We start from the raw sequence: 16,361 nt of genomic DNA, 5'->3' as shown, positions 1-16,361 counted from the left end.
AAACCCGCTGTTTCTGACAAGTATAGCATAAGGGGATTTTGTTTGACAAGGCGTGGAAATGGGGGCGGCTGCTGAGGAGAGCCAAAATTTTCCGGCTGAAATTTTCAAGTTTACAAACCTTGCTTTATATTGTAAAATAATCTGGTCTGCGCCGGGGATATCTGTGCCGGATGCTGGTGCGGACAGGCAGTGTATGAGTCAAGATTCACAAAATGGAGGCGAGAGAGATCATGGATATAACCGGGAGAGTACAGAGGCTGCATGGTATCATGCGGCAGAACAGGGCAGATATCTACATCGTGCCCACGGCTGATTTCCATCAGAGCGAGTATGTGGGTGAGCATTTCAAGATGAGAGAATTTCTCACCGGCTTTACCGGCTCCGCAGGCACGGCAGTCTTCACAGCGGATGAGGCCTATCTGTGGACGGACGGCAGATATTTTATCCAGGCGGCAAAGGAGCTGGAGGGAACACCGGTCAGACTCATGAAGATGGGAAAGCCCGGGGTGCCTGACATAGAACATTTCCTGAGAGACCGCCTTCCGGAGGGCGGTGTTATCGCATTTGACGGAAGATGTGTCTCTCTGGGCGACGGCAAGCTCTACGAGCAGATCGCTGCGGAGAAGGGAGGCGCCATCTCCTGCGGGAAGGACCTGGCGGCAGATATATGGGAAGACCGGCCGGCCCTCTCCAAAGAGCCGGTATGGGAGCTGGGACTCCAGTACGCGGGGGAGGACCGCGCCTCAAAGCTCGGGAGGATACGCGAAGCCATGAAGGGAGCGGGAGCGGACTGTCATATACTGACCACACTGGACGATATATGCTGGACGCTGAACATCCGCGGAAATGACATTGAATTCTTCCCGCTGGTGCTGTCCTACGCTGTGGTCAGAGAGGACCGGATGGACCTCTATGCGGACGCTTCTAAATTTTCCGGAGAGCTGAGGGAGGAGCTGGAGAGGGATGGAGTTGTATTCCACCCCTACAATGACATCTATGAAGATGTGAAGGCGCTGGATGAAGGCGCGACTGTCCTCATCGACCCGGCAAGGCTGAACTACTCGCTCTGGAAAAACATACCTGAGAAGACCGGGAAGGTGGAGATGCGCAATCCGGAAATCCTCTTTAAGGCAGTCAAAAATCCCACAGAGATTGCCAATATACGGAAAGCCCAGCTCAAGGACAGCGTTGCCCATATCAGATTTATGAAATGGGTCAAGGAGAACTACGACAAAGAGGTCATCACAGAGCTGAGCGCTTCACGGAAGCTGGACGAACTGCGGGCACAGCAGGGGGATTTCATCCGCCCGAGCTTTGAGCCCATTGTGTCTTTCGGCGAACACGGGGCCATCGTGCACTACACATCCTCGCCGGAGACAGATGTGCGCTTGGAGGGAGGAAGCTTTCTCCTGACTGACACCGGCGCGGGCTTTTATGAGGGTTCTACCGACATCACGAGGACCTACGCACTGGGCGATGTGACAGACAGGATGAAGGAGCACTTTACGCTGACAGCCATCAGCAACCTCCAGCTTGCATCGGCAAGATTTTTATACGGCACGACCGGGATGACACTGGACATGCTTGCCAGGAAGCCATTCTGGGACAGGAACCTGAACTTTGATCACGGGACGGGACACGGAGTCGGCTATCTCCTGAACATACACGAGCCGCCGACAGGGTTCCGCTGGCAGCTCCGGGCAGGAGAGATCCAGCCCTTCGAGGACGGCATGGTGGTCACAGACGAGCCGGGCATCTACCTGGAGGGAGAATACGGGATCCGGCTGGAAAATGAGCTGCTGACAAGAAAAGGGCCCCGGAACGAGTACGGGCAGTTCCTGTATTTTGAGACCATCACATTCGTTCCGATGGATCTGGACGCCATCCTTCCGGATATGATGACAGAAGAGGAGAGACGTCTTCTGAACAACTACCACAGCGCGGTGTACGAAAAGGTTTCCCCCTTCCTTGACGAGGAGGAGAGAGACTGGCTTAAAAAGTACACAAGGGCTGTGTAGGAAATAATAGCAGAGAGGAAACTTCAAAATGGAACAGACAGCAAAAAGAAAAAAACCCTTTGGTTTCTATGTCTGCGCGCTCGGCTTTACCTTTGAGCGACTGGCATTTTACACCATGAAATATCTTCTGGCGATCTGGATCGCCACGGAGGCAGCCCAGGGAGGACTCGGACTGACAGACTCCGAGGGCGCCTTCATCTCAGCCGCATTTGTCGCGGGAACCTACATCACCCCCATTGTGGGCGGATGGCTCGCCGACTACTGGCTGAGTCCGCGTATCTGCGTGCCGGCAGGTATGATACTGATGGGACTTGGCTATGTGTGCGCCTGGCGGGCCGATTCCCTCGCCCTTGTGTGGGTCATGATCATCCTGGTGGCAGTGGGTACCGGCCTTTTCAAGGGAAATCTGTCCGGCATAAACGGACTTTTATTCCACGACAAGGAGGAGCTGAACAACGCCTTCTCCATCCAGTATTCCTTCGTGAACATCGGAAGCTTTACGGGGACAACATTTATCGCCATGCTTCCCATCTCGGGACTCTTCGGCCTGAAGCTGCCGTTTAACACCGTATTCCTGATCTGCGGCATCTTCCTCTTCATCGACGCCATCTGGTTCATTGTAAACCAGAGAGCTCTGGGTGAAGCGGGAAAGAAGCCGTTCAAGCATGACCAGAGAGAGTTCGTGGACAAGACGAAGGCTGCAAAGGCAGAGAGCGCTCCGCTCACAAAGGGCGACTGGAAGCGCATCATCGCAGTCATCCTCGTGACTCTGTTTTCTGTTGTCTTCTGGATGGTGTGGTATATGGCCTACATGCCGGCATACTACTATTTCGGCTGGGGAGACGGTGCCTCCTACCTGAACCACGCTAACTGGATGATCGGCTCCTTCCAGGTGCCCACATCCTGGTTTGATTCCGTGAACGCCATCACATGTATCATCCTGGGACCGGTATTCGCTATTATATGGGATAAGATGGCAAAGCGCCCGAAGGGAGACATGAGCATGTTCAAGAAGACGGCGCTGGGCATGATCCTTGTGGGATGCGCCTTTGTTGTCATGGTGGCCGCCGATATCGTGAGAGGCGACGGACAGTGCTCGCTCATCTGGATCGTCATGGTGGCTGTCCTCATGTCTGTGGGCGAGATGGTGTTCTCGCCTCTTGGCAATTCCTTCATCACAAAGATCGCGCCGGCCAAGGCCATGGGTATCCTTCTTGGCTTCTGGCCCATCGCTGTGTTCTTTGCGCAGATGATATACCCGCCGCTCTACGACTTCCTGAAGACAGTTCCGTTCCAGGCGGGATACGGAGCTGTGGCGGCTGTTGTCATCGCCCTCGGACTCATACTGTGGGGATGCAGCGGCAGGCTGGACAAGCTGGAGCAGGAGTAATATCATAGTAAGTGGCAGGAGAAAATCTGCAGACACTGTGCCGGGGACCTTTCCCCGGCATGTGCAAAATAAAAGAGCGAGGTGTGCATATCATGAACGAGGGAAGAACTCAAAAAATCTTAAAGGCAATGGAAGAAAACAGCATTCCCCAGATGATCATCTCTGACCCTGTGGCGATCTTCTATCTGACAGGGAAGTGGATACATCCGGGCGAGAGGATGCTGGCTCTGTACCTGAATGTCAAGGGGAACCACAAGCTGGTCATCAACAGGCTGTTCCCCCAGGAGAGAGACCTGGGCGTTGAGCTTGTGTGGTACGACGACATCGAGGACGCTGTGGAGCTCCTGAGCCGCTATGTAGACAGGGACGCGGTCATGGGCGTGGACAAGAACTGGCCGGCCAGATTCCTCCTGCGCCTGCAGGAGCTGGGCGGCGGGAGCAGCTTTGTCAATGCCTCCTGGATCGTTGACCAGGTCCGCATGATAAAGGACGAGGAGGAGCAGGAGCTGATGCGCGTCTCCTCCAGGATCAACGACGGCGTCATGGAGAAGGTCATCCCCCTTGTGGCAAAGGGAATGACCGAGATGGAGCTGGACCACAGGGTGCGGGAGATCTACAAGGAGGCCGGATGTGAGGGCGTGTCCTTTGACCCCATCACCGCCTACGGAAAGAACGGGGCGGATCCCCATCACGCAACGGACGACACAAAAGGGAAGAGGGGCGACTGCGTGGTCATCGATATCGGCGGCTTCAAGGACAACTATGCCTCCGATATGACAAGGACTGTCTTCATCGGCGAGGTGTCAGACCGCGCGAGGGAGATCTACAACATCGTGCTGGAGGCAAACCTGCGTGGGATTGCCGCCGCGAAGCCGGGCAACCGGATGTGCGACGTGGACCTTGCCGCCAGAAATTACATCGAGGAGATGGGCTATGGGCAGTATTTCACGCACCGCACAGGACACTCCATCGGCCTGGAGGATCATGAAGCCGGGGATGTGTCTTCCGTGAACACGGATATCATCAGGCCGGGTCAGTGCTTCTCCGTGGAGCCGGGTATCTACCTGCCGGAGGAAGGCATCGGCGTCCGCATCGAGGACCTTGTCCTTGTTACGGAGGACGGCTGTGAAGTGCTCAACAGCTTCACGAAGGACCTGATCGTTGTGCCGGAGGAGTAAGGATTTCTACTTGCGGACCGGTGCGGCAGGATTTATAATAGTACAGTGAATACACACAGAGGGCAGGGACCGGAGGTCCTTTGTCCTCTTGTGACTATAAAGAAAAGGGACCTGTAAGATGGGAACAAACAACGAATTACTGCAGAAAATTGATGACGGCTACGCAAGATTCAGCAAGGGACAGAAAAAGCTGGCTGACTATATCCGCAGGGATTATGACAAGGCGGCCTTTCTCACGGCCGCAAGGATGGGGGAAGTGGTTGGGGTCAGCGAGTCCACGGTAGTGCGCTTTGCCACCGCCCTGGGCTACTCCGGCTACCCTGCCTTCCAGAAGGCTCTGGAGGAGATGGTGCGCACACGGTTGAATTCCATCCAGCGCATGGAGGTGACATACGGGCGCATCACCCAGGGAGAGATCCTTGCCTCTGTCCTGCAGTCGGATATTGAGAAGATAAAGCTCACTATGGAGAGTATCGACCACGAGGCATTTGAGCTGGCCGTGGAGACTATCCTGAAGGCCAGGAAGGTATACGTGGTGGGGATCAGGAGCTGCGCACCGCTGGCCAGCTTCCTGAGCTTCTACCTCAATCTGCTCTGCGAGGATGTGACGGCTGTGAGCACGAACAGTGCCAGCGAGATTTTTGAGCAGCTGCTGCGTATCGGGGAGGAGGATGTGATCATCGGCATCAGCTTTCCCAGGTATTCCATGCGTACTCTGAAGGCGCTGGAATTCGCCAGCAACAGGAAGGCAAAGGTCATCACCCTGACAGACAGCATCCACTCCCCCATGAATCTTTATTCCTCCTGCAATCTGATCGCCAGGAGCGACATGGCCTCCATCGTGGACTCCCTGGTGGCCCCCTTGAGCGTGGTCAACGCCCTGGTGGTCGCACTGTGCATGAAAAAGCAGAAGGAGGTTGTCTCCACACTGGAGATGCTGGAGGAGATATGGGACGAGTATCAGGTGTACAGCGGGGATGAGCTGGACAAGGTGAGTGACAAGGTAGAGCTTGCCGCGCCCGGAAAAAAAGAAGACAAAGGGGATACAGATGAGTAAGGTTCTGATCATCGGCGCCGGCGCCGCCGGCATGTACGCGGCTGTGGCCGCCGCCCGGCAGGGCCATCAGGTCCATGTATACGAAAAAAATGACAAGGCTGGCAGAAAGCTCTTCATCACCGGAAAGGGACGCTGCAATCTGACAAACGACTGCGACACAGAGGAGCTTCTCCAGGCGGTAAAGAGCAACCGGAAATTTCTCTACAGCAGCTTTTACACCCACACGAACCAGGATGTGATCCGCTTTTTCGAGGAGAACGGCATGCCGGTGAAGACAGAGAGAGGCGGCAGGGTATTTCCCGCCTCCGACCACTCCTCAGATGTGATCCGCACCCTGGAGCGGCAGATGAGCAGATGGAAGGTCCGTCTCCATCTCGGCGCCGCGGCCAGGGAGGTGCTGACAGAGGATGGAAGGCTGACCGGCCTTCTCCTGGAGGATGGCAGGCGGGAGACAGGAGACGCCTGCATCATTGCCACCGGCGGCTTTTCCTACCCCCTGACAGGCTCTACCGGAGACGGGTACCGGTTTGCCCGGGAGACAGGCCACAGCGTCACAGACCTTTTCCCCTCTCTTGTCCCGGTGGAGGCGGAGGAGAAGTGGGTGAGAGACCTGATGGGACTCTCCCTGAGAAATATAGAGCTGACGGTCAAGGATGGAAAGCGGGAGCTGTACCGTGATTTCGGGGAAATGCTCTTCACTCATTTCGGACTCAGCGGCCCGGTTGTCCTGAGTGCCACGAGCGAGGTGGGGCCAAGGCTTAAGAAGGGACCTCTTTCCTTCCACATCGACCTGAAGCCGGCCCTGTCCCACGAGCAGCTGGACCAGAGGATACTCAGGGACTTTGAGGAGCAGAAGAACAGGCAGTTCAAAAATTCCCTGGGCAGGCTCCTCCCGTCCAGAATGATCCCCGTGGCAGTGGAGCTCTCGGGAATCCCGCCGGAGAAAAAGATACACGACATTTCCAGAGAGGAAAGGAGACAGCTTGTCCGCCTGCTGAAGGATCTGACAGTGACTGCCGTGGCCCTGCGGGGATGGAGTGAGGCCATCATCACAAAGGGAGGGGTCTCGGTGCGGGAGGTGGACCCCGCGACTATGGAGTCCAAAAGGGTGAAGGGGCTCTACTTTGCGGGGGAGGTGCTGGACCTGGATGCGGTGACCGGCGGCTTTAACCTCCAGATCGCCTGGTCCACCGCCTTTCTGGCAGGGAGCAGCATCCCCTAACGCAAAAGAATCTACAGGAAGAGGAATGATATGATGGAACCAGTATATTATATGGAATACAGCGAGTCTTTTAAAATAGTAAACGAGATGTACACGGCCCTCTACAAATACAGGAACACGAAGGCATGGGGCCCCTTCAAGGTACAGGATATCAGGACAAAGGCCTACGAGGAAGCCAGGAAGCGCTGGGCGGAGCTGAAGAGGATCAGCAGAAAGGAGCGCACGGTGAAGGTCAGCTTCTGCGAGGACGGCTTCACATGTGTCACCGGTGATGTCACCCAGGAGTTCTCCTACGGAGAAATAGAGTGCATCTGCGAGACGGACACCACGCTTGCCCTGGTGGCTGACAAAAGGCGTAAAAAGGAAGGCTTCATTGCTCTGAAAAAGGGGAGCGTGAAGGGAAAGAACCTCGCCGACCTGAAGGAGTTTCTTCTAAAGAAATGTACTAAGGCCGGAGGCAGCATCCAGTATCTCTAAAATATACAGGACAAGGAGCGAAAAAATGGGTTACAGTATAGCGATCGACGGACCGGCAGGTGCGGGAAAGAGCACCATTGCCCGGCTTGTGGCAAAAGAGAAAGGATTTATCTACGTGGACACGGGGGCCATGTACCGGGGGCTGGCCGTCCATTTCCTGAAGAAGGGCATCCGGCCGGAGGACACGGAGAAGATAAAGGAGGCATGCCGTGACGCGCAGGTTTCCATCGGCTATGAGGAGGGACAGCAGCAGGTCTACCTGAACGGCGAGAACATCACCCCCCTGCTGCGGAGTGAAGAGGTGGGCAGCATGGCCTCAAAAAGCTCGGCTGTCCCGGAGGTGCGGGAGAAGCTCCTCTCTCTCCAGAGGGAGATGGCCCGCAGCCAGAATGTGGTCATGGACGGCCGGGACATCGGGACCTGCGTTCTCCCGGACGCGGATGTGAAGGTCTATCTGACTGCCAGCAGCCGGACCCGCGCAAAGAGGAGATACGATGAGCTGACCTCCAGGGGTGTGCCCTGCGACCTGGAACAGATCGAGAGGGATATCATCGAGAGGGACAGCCGCGATATGAACCGCGAGACGGCGCCTCTGCGGCAGGCTGAGGACGCGGTGCTGGTGGACAGCTCGGACATGACGATCCGGCAGGTGGCGGATACGATCCTTGGACTCTGCCGGTAGATGTGCAGGGAGGCTGAAACGACATATAATTACAATAAAATCAAAGATTTAGTTGAAATTATCTCGAAAAAGGGGTATGATATAACTGTTTTAGATACGATTTGCTATGCTGTAAAACGGCTCGCAGATCATGCATGTAACAATACGTACTACATACAGACACTTGACGATTTTGATATGAATCAATTAAGGTCCGTGGAAACAGTAGGTATTACAGCAGGGGCATCCACGCCCAATAAAATAATTGAGGAGGTTCAAAATAATGTCAGAATTAACTTTTGAACAGATGTTGGAAGAGTCTTTTAAGACAATACGGAACGGGGAAGTGGTAGATGGCACTGTCATCGACGTAAAGCCGGATGAGATCATTTTAAATATAGGTTACAAGGCAGATGGCATCATCACCAGAAGCGAGTATACAAACGAGCCTAACGTTGATCTGACGACTATCGTGTCCCCTGGAGATACCATGACAGCAAAAGTATTGAAAGTGAATGACGGAGAAGGTCAGGTGCTGCTCACTTATAAACGCCTTGCGGCCGAGAAAGGAAACGAGCGCCTCAGAGAGGCATTTGAGAATAAGGAAGTCCTGAAGGCTCCTGTTACACAGATCCTTGGCGGCGGACTTTCTGTCGTGATCGATGAAGCCAGAGTATTTATCCCTGCAAGCCTGGTTTCTGACACATACGAGAAAGACCTGAGCAAATACCAGGATCAGGAGATCGAGTTCGTTATCAGCGAATTCAATCCGAGAAGGAACCGCATCATCGGAGACCGGAGACAGCTCCTTGTGGCCAGGAAGGCTGAAAAGCAGAAAGAGCTTTTTGAGAAGCTGCAGATTGGCGACAGGATCGAAGGTACAGTCAAGAATGTGACAGACTTCGGTGCCTTTATCGATCTGGGCGGCGTGGATGGGCTGCTCCACATCTCTGAGATGTCATGGGGAAGAGTGGAGAATCCGAAGAAGGTATTCCAGGTTGGCGAGAAGGTAACTGTTCTCGTGAAGGATATCCATGAGACGAAGATTGCGCTCAGCCTGAAATTCCCGGAGACCAATCCGTGGGCCAACGCGGCGGAGGATTACGCTGTTGGAAAGGTCATCACCGGCAGGGTCGCACGGATGACAGACTTTGGCGCTTTTGTTGAGCTTGCGCCTGGTGTGGACGCACTGCTCCACGTGTCTCAGATTTCCAGAGCACACGTAGATAAGCCATCTGATGTTCTTGCGGTGGGACAGGAGATCACAGCCAAGATCGTGGACCTCAACGAGGAGGAGAAGAAGATCAGCCTGAGCATGAAGGCTCTTGAGAGCGCGCAGCAGGCTGAGGAGGCTCCGGCTGAGGCAGAGGCAGAAGAAGAGTAAAGCGCATTTTCGCACAAATATATAATGTATAAAAAGATGGAGACTATGTTATAGTCTCTTTCTTTTCATGTGCAGTATTGTTAAAAATGCGACGAGATGTACTTGGAAATATACAAGAAAAATGCCGGAAAAACTAGAAGAAGCCGAGTTTTTCTTGTATAGTATATACAGATTATAGTAGGAAGGAAGGAAAAAAGAGATGGCATTGTTGACATTTAAGGGTGGTATCCACCCGGATGATGGCAAAAGCCTGGCAAAAGACAAGGCTATTGTCGAAGTTAAGCCAAAGGGAAACCTGGTTTATCCGCTTTCTCAGCATATTGGCGCCCCGGCCTCTCCAGTTGTAGCAGTGGGCGATCATGTATTAAAGGGACAGAAGATCGCGGAGGCAGGCGGATTCGTATCCGCCCCCATCTATGCCTCTGTCTCGGGGACAGTCAAAGCGATCGAACCTCATTTCAACCCCACAGGGGCAAAAGTAAACTGTATTGTCATTGAGAACGACGGCGAGTATACGGAAGTGGAGTACGCTCCGGTCAAACCTCTCGGCGAGATGACAAAAGAGGAGATCTTAAACGCTATCGGCGAGGCCGGCGTGGTCGGCATGGGCGGTGCAGGCTTCCCCACAAGGGTAAAGCTCTCCCCGAAGGAGCCGGAAAAGATTGACTACATTATTGCAAACTGTGCAGAGTGTGAGCCCTACATAACAGCGGACTACCGCAGGATGACGGAAACGCCCGAGCTGCTCGTGGGCGGTATGAAGGTGGTCCTTTCCCTGTTTGACAACGCAAAGGGGATCTTTGCTGTGGAGGACAACAAGCCTGACTGCATCGCAAAATTAAAGGAGCTGGTGAAGGACGAAGCACGGATGGAAGTGATGGCCCTGAAGACGAAGTATCCTCAGGGAGCTGAGCGACAGCTCATCTACGCCACCACAGGAAGAGCCATCAATTCCTCCATGCTCCCGGCAGACGCGGGCTGCGTGGTGGACAACGTGGAGACCATGATCAACATCTACCAGGCTGTCGTAAAGGGACTCCCTTCCATGGAGCGTATCGTGACAGTCAGCGGAGACGCTGTAAACGAGCCGGGCAACTTTAAGGTCCTGTTTGGCACAAACCAGGCAGAGCTGGTGGAAGCTGCGGGCGGCTTTAAAGGAGAGCCGAAGAAGGTGATCTCCGGCGGCCCCATGATGGGATTTGCCATGTTCACCCTGGACACTCCTGTCACAAAGACTTCTTCCTCCATTCTCTGTCTTTCCAGAGACGCGGTGGCGGAATTCGAGCCAACGGCATGTATCAACTGCGGAAGATGCGTGGATGCCTGTCCCAGCAGGCTCATCCCGTCCCGCCTGGCAGACTATGCGGAGCACCACGACGAGGAGCAGTTCACAAAGCTGAACGGTCTGGAGTGCGTGGAGTGCGGGTGCTGCAGTTACGTGTGTCCCGCAAAGCGCCAGCTGAAGCAGTCCATTGGTTCTATGAGAAAAATTGCGCTTGCGAACCGCAAGAAAAAGAAATAAAGAATAAGAGAGGAAGAGGTGAACAAACGTGGAGAATTCATTTAACATTTCATCTTCACCACATATACGTTCCAAAGTGACCTCCGGCAATATCATGCTCATGGTAGTCATTGCGCTGCTTCCGGCAACTGCATTCGGAGTGTACAACTTTGGACTTCCCGCCCTGATCATGATGGTCAGCACCACGGCGGCTTCTGTGCTTACAGAATTTATCTATGAGAAACTGATGCATAAAAAAGTCACAGTAGGAGATTTCAGTGCGGTTGTCACTGGTATGCTCCTGGGTCTCAACATGCCTCCTACAGCCCCCTGGTGGATGGGAGCCCTGGGAAGCGTGTTTGCGATCCTGATCGTAAAGCAGCTTTTCGGCGGACTGGGGCAGAATTTCATGAACCCGGCTCTGGGAGCAAGGTGCTTCCTTCTGCTTTCCTTTACAGGCCCCATGACAAGCTTTGTCTACGACGGCGTGACAGGACCGACTCCCCTCTCCTATGTGAAGGAGGGCGCTCTTGACCAGGTGAACACGATGGACATGCTCATCGGGACCATTCCCGGGACCATCGGTGAGACATCTGTCATCGCCATCATCATCGGCGCGATCTTCCTGATCCTGATGGGAGTCATCGACCTGCGCATCCCGGGTACATACATCGTGACCTTTGTGGTCTTTGTCGGTATCTTCGGCCATGTGGCACATCCGGAGATTGGATTTTTCGACCCCACCTACCTGACAGCCCACCTGTGCGGCGGCGGTCTCATGCTGGGAGCCTGGTTCATGGCGACAGACTACGTTACGTCCCCCATCACCAAGAAGGGACAGTATCTGTACGGCATCTGCCTCGGCGTCCTGACCGGCCTGTTCCGTATCTTCGGCGGGTCTGCTGAGGGTGTTTCCTACGCCATCATCATCAGTAACCTTCTGGTACCGCTGATCGAGAAGGTTACTCTTCCAAAACCGTTTGGTAAAGGAGGAGAGAAATAATGAACAAGATCATAAAAAATACAATCATCCTTACAGTTATCACACTGATCTCCGGCCTTCTCCTCGGGCTTGCCTATGAGGTCACAAAGGACCCTATCGCCCAGTCTGAAGAGAACGCAAAGAGGGAGGCATGGCAGGCTGTGTTCCCGGACGCGGATCTGGGCTCCTTCGAGGAGACAGATGTGGACTCCGCTGTGGCAGACCAGGTAATCTCCGATCTTGGCATCGATGCCACCATCGATGAGGTCTGCACAGTGGACGGCGGCGACACAGGCTATGTCATCACGGCTACAGACGGCGAGGGCTACGGCGGCGATATACAGGTGGTTGTCGGCATTACGGCGGACGGCACGGTGAGCGGCATTTCCTTCCTGTCCATCAGCGAGACGGCAGGTCTTGGAATGAACGCCCAGAACGAGTCCTTCTACGGCCAGTATGTGGGCGTGCAGACAGACCATTTCTATGTATCTAAAGACGGCGGCGAGGGCGAGCCAATTGATGCCATCAGCGGCGCCACCATCACAACAAGGGCAGTGACAGGTGCGGTGAACGCGGCACTTGGTTACTTCCAGAATGCGTTTTAGGAGGTAGTTGAGATGAATGAATGTGGCGAGAGACTGAAAAACGGTCTTATAGATGAAAACCCGATCTTTGTCCTGATGCTCGGCATGTGCCCCACGCTTGCGGTCACAACATCAGCGACAAACGGTATCGGCATGGGACTTTCCACGACATTCGTACTTGTCATGTCCAACATGCTGATCTCCATGCTGCGGAAGATCATACCGGACTCTGTCCGTATGCCTGCGTTTATCGTAGTCGTGGCATCCTTTGTAACAATTGTTGACTTTATGATGGAAGGCTTCACACCGGACCTTTACGATTCACTGGGAATCTACATTCCACTGATCGTTGTAAACTGTATCATCCTGGGCCGTGCTGAGAGCTACGCTTCCAAGAATAAGGTGCTCCCCTCCATCTTTGATGGACTGGGCATGGGACTTGGATTTACGGTGGCCCTGATCGCTATCGGTATCGTGCGAGAGATACTGGGCGCGGGACAGGTCTTCGGCTACCAGCTCCTTCCGCTGGCTGACTCGGCTACCGGAACCGCGGGCTACACACCCATCACCATCTTCATCCTTGCTCCGGGCGCCTTCCTCGTGCTCGCGGGACTTGCCGCTCTCCAGAACAAGGTGAAGATCAACATGGAGAAGAAGGGCAAGGACGCTTCCAAGATCCAGTCAGGCTGCGGCGCGGACTGTGCTACATGCGGCGGATGCCCTTCAGCAGCCGGAAAAGATAAAGAATAGGAGGGAAAACCATGGGAGATTTGATTTTAATTGCAGTGGGCTCTGCGCTCGTGAGCAACGTGGTGCTCAGCCAGTTCCTCGGTATCTGTTCCTTCCTCGGTGTCTCCAAAAAGACAGAGACAGCGGTCGGCATGGGCGGAGCCGTTATCTTCGTTATCACACTGGCCTCCTTGGTGGCAGGCCTTTTGTACCAGTTCATCCTTCATCCGCTGGGCTTTGACTATCTGAACACCATCGTGTTCATCCTGGTCATTGCGGCGCTTGTACAGATCGTGGAGATGTTCCTCAAAAAGTTCGTCCCCTCCCTCTACAACGCGCTGGGCGTTTATCTGCCCCTGATCACGACAAACTGTGCCGTGCTGGGTGTTGCGCTGAACAACGTGCAGGATGGCTACAACATCCTGGAGGGTGTCGTAAACGGTTTTGCCACAGGAGTCGGCTACCTGATCGCCATTGTCCTGCTGGCCGGCATCAGAGAGAAAATGGAATACAACGATATTCCGGAGTCCTTTAAGGGAATGCCTATCGTCCTTCTCACTTCCACACTGATGGCGATCGCATTCTTCGGCTTCTCCGGGCTGATATAGGAGGAAAAGAAAATGAGTATGACAGGAATTATCTTGGCTGCAGTCATTGTAGGCGGTACTGGGTTATTCATCGGTATTTTCCTCGGACTTGCGGACAAGCAGTTTGCAGTAGAAGTTGACGAAAAAGAAGAGCAGATACTGGGCGTGCTGCCGGGCAACAACTGCGGTGGCTGCGGTTACCCGGGGTGCTCCGGACTTGCGGCGGCCATCTCCAAGGGAGAGGCCCCGGTCAACGCCTGCCCTGTGGGCGGCGCTCCGGTGGCCGCAAAGGTTGGCGCGATCATGGGTGTTGACGCAGGAGAGCAGATAAGGGAGGTTGCCTTTGTCAAATGTGCCGGCACCTGCGAGGTGGCAAAGCAGACGTACAATTACAACGGATTACACGACTGTGTCATGATCAATATGATGCAGAACGGAGGCCCGAAGGCCTGTACTTTCGGCTGTCTCGGAGAGGGCTCCTGCGTGCAGGCCTGTCCCTTTGACGCCATCCATATAGTGGACGGTGTGGCTGTAGTAGACAAGGATGCCTGCAAGGCCTGCGGAAAATGTATCGCCGTGTGCCCGCGTCATCTGATCGAGCTTGTGCCCTACGAGCAGAAGCACCTTGTACAGTGCAGCTCCAGGGATAAGGGTAAAGATGTCATGTCTGTATGCTCCGTTGGATGTATCGGATGCAAGATGTGTGAGAAGGTCTGCGAGTTTGACGCTGTCAAGGTTGTAGACAATATCGCGCACATCGATCCTTCCAAGTGTACAAACTGCGGAAAGTGCGCGGAGAAGTGTCCGAAGAAAGTGATACTGTAAAAATCATGATGAGATATATCAGATCCAGCGCAAAGCTTTTCTGGACGGATATAAGGAATGTAAAGTGGGCGGTTATTTCGGTAATCGCCCTTTTTTGTCTTCTGTATATCCTCTTCGGCAGCATCTGCCCGGCAGTCTGCCTGACAGGCCTTCCCTGTCCCGCCTGCGGGCTGACAAGGGCGGGGCTTGCGGTCCTCGCCCTCCGTTTTGCGGAGGCCTGGGAGCTGCAGCCCTTTATCTATCCCATCCTGCTGTGGCTGGGGGCCGCCGCTGTACAGAGATATCTCCTTCGCAGGAGGAACCTTTCCGGGTGGCTCAAGTGGGTCGGCATCCTTCTCATCTGCGGGATGCTCGTCTTTTACGCTGTATCCATGTACAGATACTTCCCTGACAGGGAACCCTACATTTACCATTCAGATAATCTCCTCCAAAAGATTGTCATTTACAGACAATTATGGTAAAATAACGGCAGATTGTTATGTGTCTCAAGGAGGAAGAACAAATGGATAATAATTACAACAATCAGCCGGACAACGGACAGGACTATACAAGCGCCGGGAGCGGAAGCTCGCAGAGCCAGCCGGAGCAGCAGTACACAGACCCCAATGCGGGCTACAGCAGTGCGGACTATAACGGTGCAGGAGGTACAGACAGCGCTGGCAGCCAGGGACAGAACGGATACTATGCTCAGAACGGCCAGACCCAGTACCAGGATCAGAGCCAGTATCAGTACCAGAACTATAACTACAGCCAGAATTACAACCAGAATTACAATCAGCAGTACGGCGGAAACGGCTACAACCCGCAGCAGTACGGCGGTATGGATACAAGCCCCATGTCCATGGGTGACTGGGTCCTCACCATCCTGGCCCTGATGATCCCCTGCGCGGGCATCATCCTCTACTTTGTGTGGGCTTTCGGAAAGAACGGCAACATCAACAGGAGAAACTACTGCCGCGCGGCACTCGTCATCGAGCTGGTGGTCATCATACTCTCCTTCATCCTGGTGTTCGTCTTCGGAGCAGCCCTGTTCAGCGCCTATCCGTCATACGGATATTGATTTCTTGAAATCATGTAATCAGGAAACGGTCAGCCCCATGGGGCTGGCCGTTTTTATGCGTAGTATTGACAAGTATACTTGGCAATGATATACTTCTTAATGACAATAAAACTTGGCATAAGGAGACTGTATCCATGAACAGAGAGGAAATTTTATTAAGAGCCAAAAGAGAAAATTATCTGGGAGATGAACGCGAGAGAGAGGTGCGTCTAAAGAGGGATGCCTTTTCACTGTGGGGCCTGATTGTCTTGGGGGCGGTCATAATGATCATCAAGATAGTCCGGACAGAGTCTCCCGCAGACATCATATCGCTGCTGTTTTGCACTTCGGGCTTGGGATTTACCTATGAGGGGCTAAAGCTGCAACAAAAGTATTCTCTTATAGCCGGTATCGTACTGCTGATATTGGCTGCCTGCTTTTTTTGTAAATTTTGTATGGAGCTGTTCTGATGAATGATAAGCTGATACTGAAAAACAATATAAGGGAAGTGCGGACAGAAAAAAAGCTGTCACAGTCAGCGCTGGCGGAAATGGTGGGGGTATCCCGCAATACGATCAGCTCTATTGAGACAGGGCAGTTTAACCCAACTGCGAAATTGGCGCTTGTTCTCTGTATCGCTTTAGATAAGAAGTTTGAAGAGCTGTTCTATTTTGACGAACGGCAAGTGTAAGAAGCTCCCTGCGCGAGAGGCATTGTCTTTTGCATT

18 protein-coding genes and 2 pseudogenes are annotated in these 16,361 nt (G+C 53.8%); all 20 read left to right on the top strand.

Annotated elements, in window-relative coordinates:
• Positions 1-230: 230 nt before the first annotated feature.
• The 20 genes and pseudogenes from B5E62_RS07480 to B5E62_RS07390 all read left to right on the top strand — a co-directional run bounded on the left by B5E62_RS07480 (position 231) and on the right by B5E62_RS07390 (position 16,325).
• Positions 231-2,018 (top strand): aminopeptidase P family N-terminal domain-containing protein, encoded by a 1,788-nt coding sequence (locus B5E62_RS07480; protein ID WP_087173993.1) that lies wholly within the window; start codon positions 231-233, stop codon positions 2,016-2,018.
• Positions 2,019-2,046: 28 nt separating this feature from the next.
• Complete coding sequence (locus tag B5E62_RS07475) at positions 2,047-3,408, top strand: peptide MFS transporter (RefSeq protein WP_087173992.1); 1,362 nt, start codon at positions 2,047-2,049, stop codon at positions 3,406-3,408.
• 92 nt (positions 3,409-3,500) lie between these two features.
• Positions 3,501-4,586, top strand: coding sequence for a M24 family metallopeptidase (locus B5E62_RS07470; RefSeq protein WP_087174024.1), 1,086 nt, complete (start codon positions 3,501-3,503; stop codon positions 4,584-4,586).
• 118 nt (positions 4,587-4,704) lie between these two features.
• Entirely contained in the window at positions 4,705-5,643 is a 939-nt protein-coding gene (locus tag B5E62_RS07465) for a MurR/RpiR family transcriptional regulator (protein WP_087173991.1), read from the top strand.
• Positions 5,636-6,865 (top strand): NAD(P)/FAD-dependent oxidoreductase, encoded by a 1,230-nt coding sequence (locus B5E62_RS07460; RefSeq protein ID WP_087173990.1) that lies wholly within the window; start codon positions 5,636-5,638, stop codon positions 6,863-6,865. The genes B5E62_RS07465 and B5E62_RS07460 overlap by 8 nt, the downstream gene beginning before the upstream one ends.
• Before the next feature lie 30 nt (positions 6,866-6,895).
• The gene (locus B5E62_RS07455) at positions 6,896-7,342 is read left to right on the top strand and encodes a YcxB family protein (RefSeq protein ID WP_087173989.1); all 447 of its coding nucleotides are present in this window, start codon (positions 6,896-6,898) and stop codon (positions 7,340-7,342) included.
• Between the two features lie 25 nt (positions 7,343-7,367).
• Positions 7,368-8,024: a (d)CMP kinase gene (gene cmk, locus B5E62_RS07450; protein ID WP_087173988.1), complete on the top strand. Its 657-nt coding sequence runs from the start codon at positions 7,368-7,370 to the stop codon at positions 8,022-8,024.
• A gap of 18 nt (positions 8,025-8,042) precedes the next feature.
• Positions 8,043-8,129: pseudogene (locus B5E62_RS17740) on the top strand (4-hydroxy-3-methylbut-2-enyl diphosphate reductase); the annotation flags it as partial.
• Between the two features lie 27 nt (positions 8,130-8,156).
• Positions 8,157-8,306 (top strand): annotated as a pseudogene (locus B5E62_RS17735) (4-hydroxy-3-methylbut-2-enyl diphosphate reductase); the annotation flags it as partial.
• Complete coding sequence (rpsA, locus tag B5E62_RS07440; RefSeq protein ID WP_087173986.1) at positions 8,287-9,387, top strand: 30S ribosomal protein S1; 1,101 nt, start codon at positions 8,287-8,289, stop codon at positions 9,385-9,387. The pseudogene B5E62_RS17735 and the gene rpsA, both read left to right, overlap by 20 nt.
• Positions 9,388-9,586: 199 nt before the next feature.
• A complete protein-coding gene (gene rsxC / locus B5E62_RS07435) occupies positions 9,587-10,909 on the top strand; it encodes an electron transport complex subunit RsxC (protein WP_087173985.1) in 1,323 nt (440 codons plus the stop codon).
• 28 nt (positions 10,910-10,937) lie between these two features.
• Positions 10,938-11,891, top strand: coding sequence for an RnfABCDGE type electron transport complex subunit D (locus B5E62_RS07430; protein ID WP_087173984.1), 954 nt, complete (start codon positions 10,938-10,940; stop codon positions 11,889-11,891).
• On the top strand, positions 11,891-12,475 hold the full coding sequence (locus B5E62_RS07425; protein WP_087173983.1) for an RnfABCDGE type electron transport complex subunit G: 585 nt from the start codon (positions 11,891-11,893) through the stop codon (positions 12,473-12,475). Before B5E62_RS07430 ends, B5E62_RS07425 begins: the two co-directional genes overlap by 1 nt.
• Before the next feature lie 12 nt (positions 12,476-12,487).
• Positions 12,488-13,204 carry an electron transport complex subunit RsxE gene (gene rsxE / locus B5E62_RS07420; RefSeq protein WP_087173982.1) on the top strand — a complete coding sequence of 239 codons (717 nt, stop codon included), beginning with the start codon at positions 12,488-12,490 and terminating at the stop codon, positions 13,202-13,204.
• A gap of 11 nt (positions 13,205-13,215) precedes the next feature.
• The gene (locus B5E62_RS07415) at positions 13,216-13,791 is read left to right on the top strand and encodes an electron transport complex protein RnfA (protein ID WP_033125212.1); all 576 of its coding nucleotides are present in this window, start codon (positions 13,216-13,218) and stop codon (positions 13,789-13,791) included.
• 12 nt (positions 13,792-13,803) lie between these two features.
• Positions 13,804-14,595, top strand: coding sequence for an RnfABCDGE type electron transport complex subunit B (locus B5E62_RS07410; RefSeq protein ID WP_087173981.1), 792 nt, complete (start codon positions 13,804-13,806; stop codon positions 14,593-14,595).
• A 5-nt stretch (positions 14,596-14,600) separates the two neighbouring features.
• A complete protein-coding gene (locus B5E62_RS07405; protein WP_087173980.1) occupies positions 14,601-15,056 on the top strand; it encodes a DUF2752 domain-containing protein in 456 nt (151 codons plus the stop codon).
• A 41-nt stretch (positions 15,057-15,097) separates the two neighbouring features.
• Entirely contained in the window at positions 15,098-15,655 is a 558-nt protein-coding gene (locus tag B5E62_RS17125; protein ID WP_206414309.1) for a hypothetical protein, read from the top strand.
• Between the two features lie 134 nt (positions 15,656-15,789).
• Positions 15,790-16,104 carry a DUF6442 family protein gene (locus B5E62_RS07395; RefSeq protein ID WP_087173979.1) on the top strand — a complete coding sequence of 105 codons (315 nt, stop codon included), beginning with the start codon at positions 15,790-15,792 and terminating at the stop codon, positions 16,102-16,104.
• Positions 16,104-16,325: a helix-turn-helix transcriptional regulator gene (locus B5E62_RS07390; protein WP_087173978.1), complete on the top strand. Its 222-nt coding sequence runs from the start codon at positions 16,104-16,106 to the stop codon at positions 16,323-16,325. Before B5E62_RS07395 ends, B5E62_RS07390 begins: the two co-directional genes overlap by 1 nt.
• The last annotated feature ends 36 nt before the right edge of the window (positions 16,326-16,361 follow it).

The sequence above is a fragment of the Lachnoclostridium sp. An118 genome (genome assembly GCF_002160985.1).
GTDB lineage: Bacteria > Bacillota > Clostridia > Lachnospirales > Lachnospiraceae > Claveliimonas > Claveliimonas stercoravium.
This window is presented reverse-complemented; position numbering and strand designations above follow the sequence as displayed.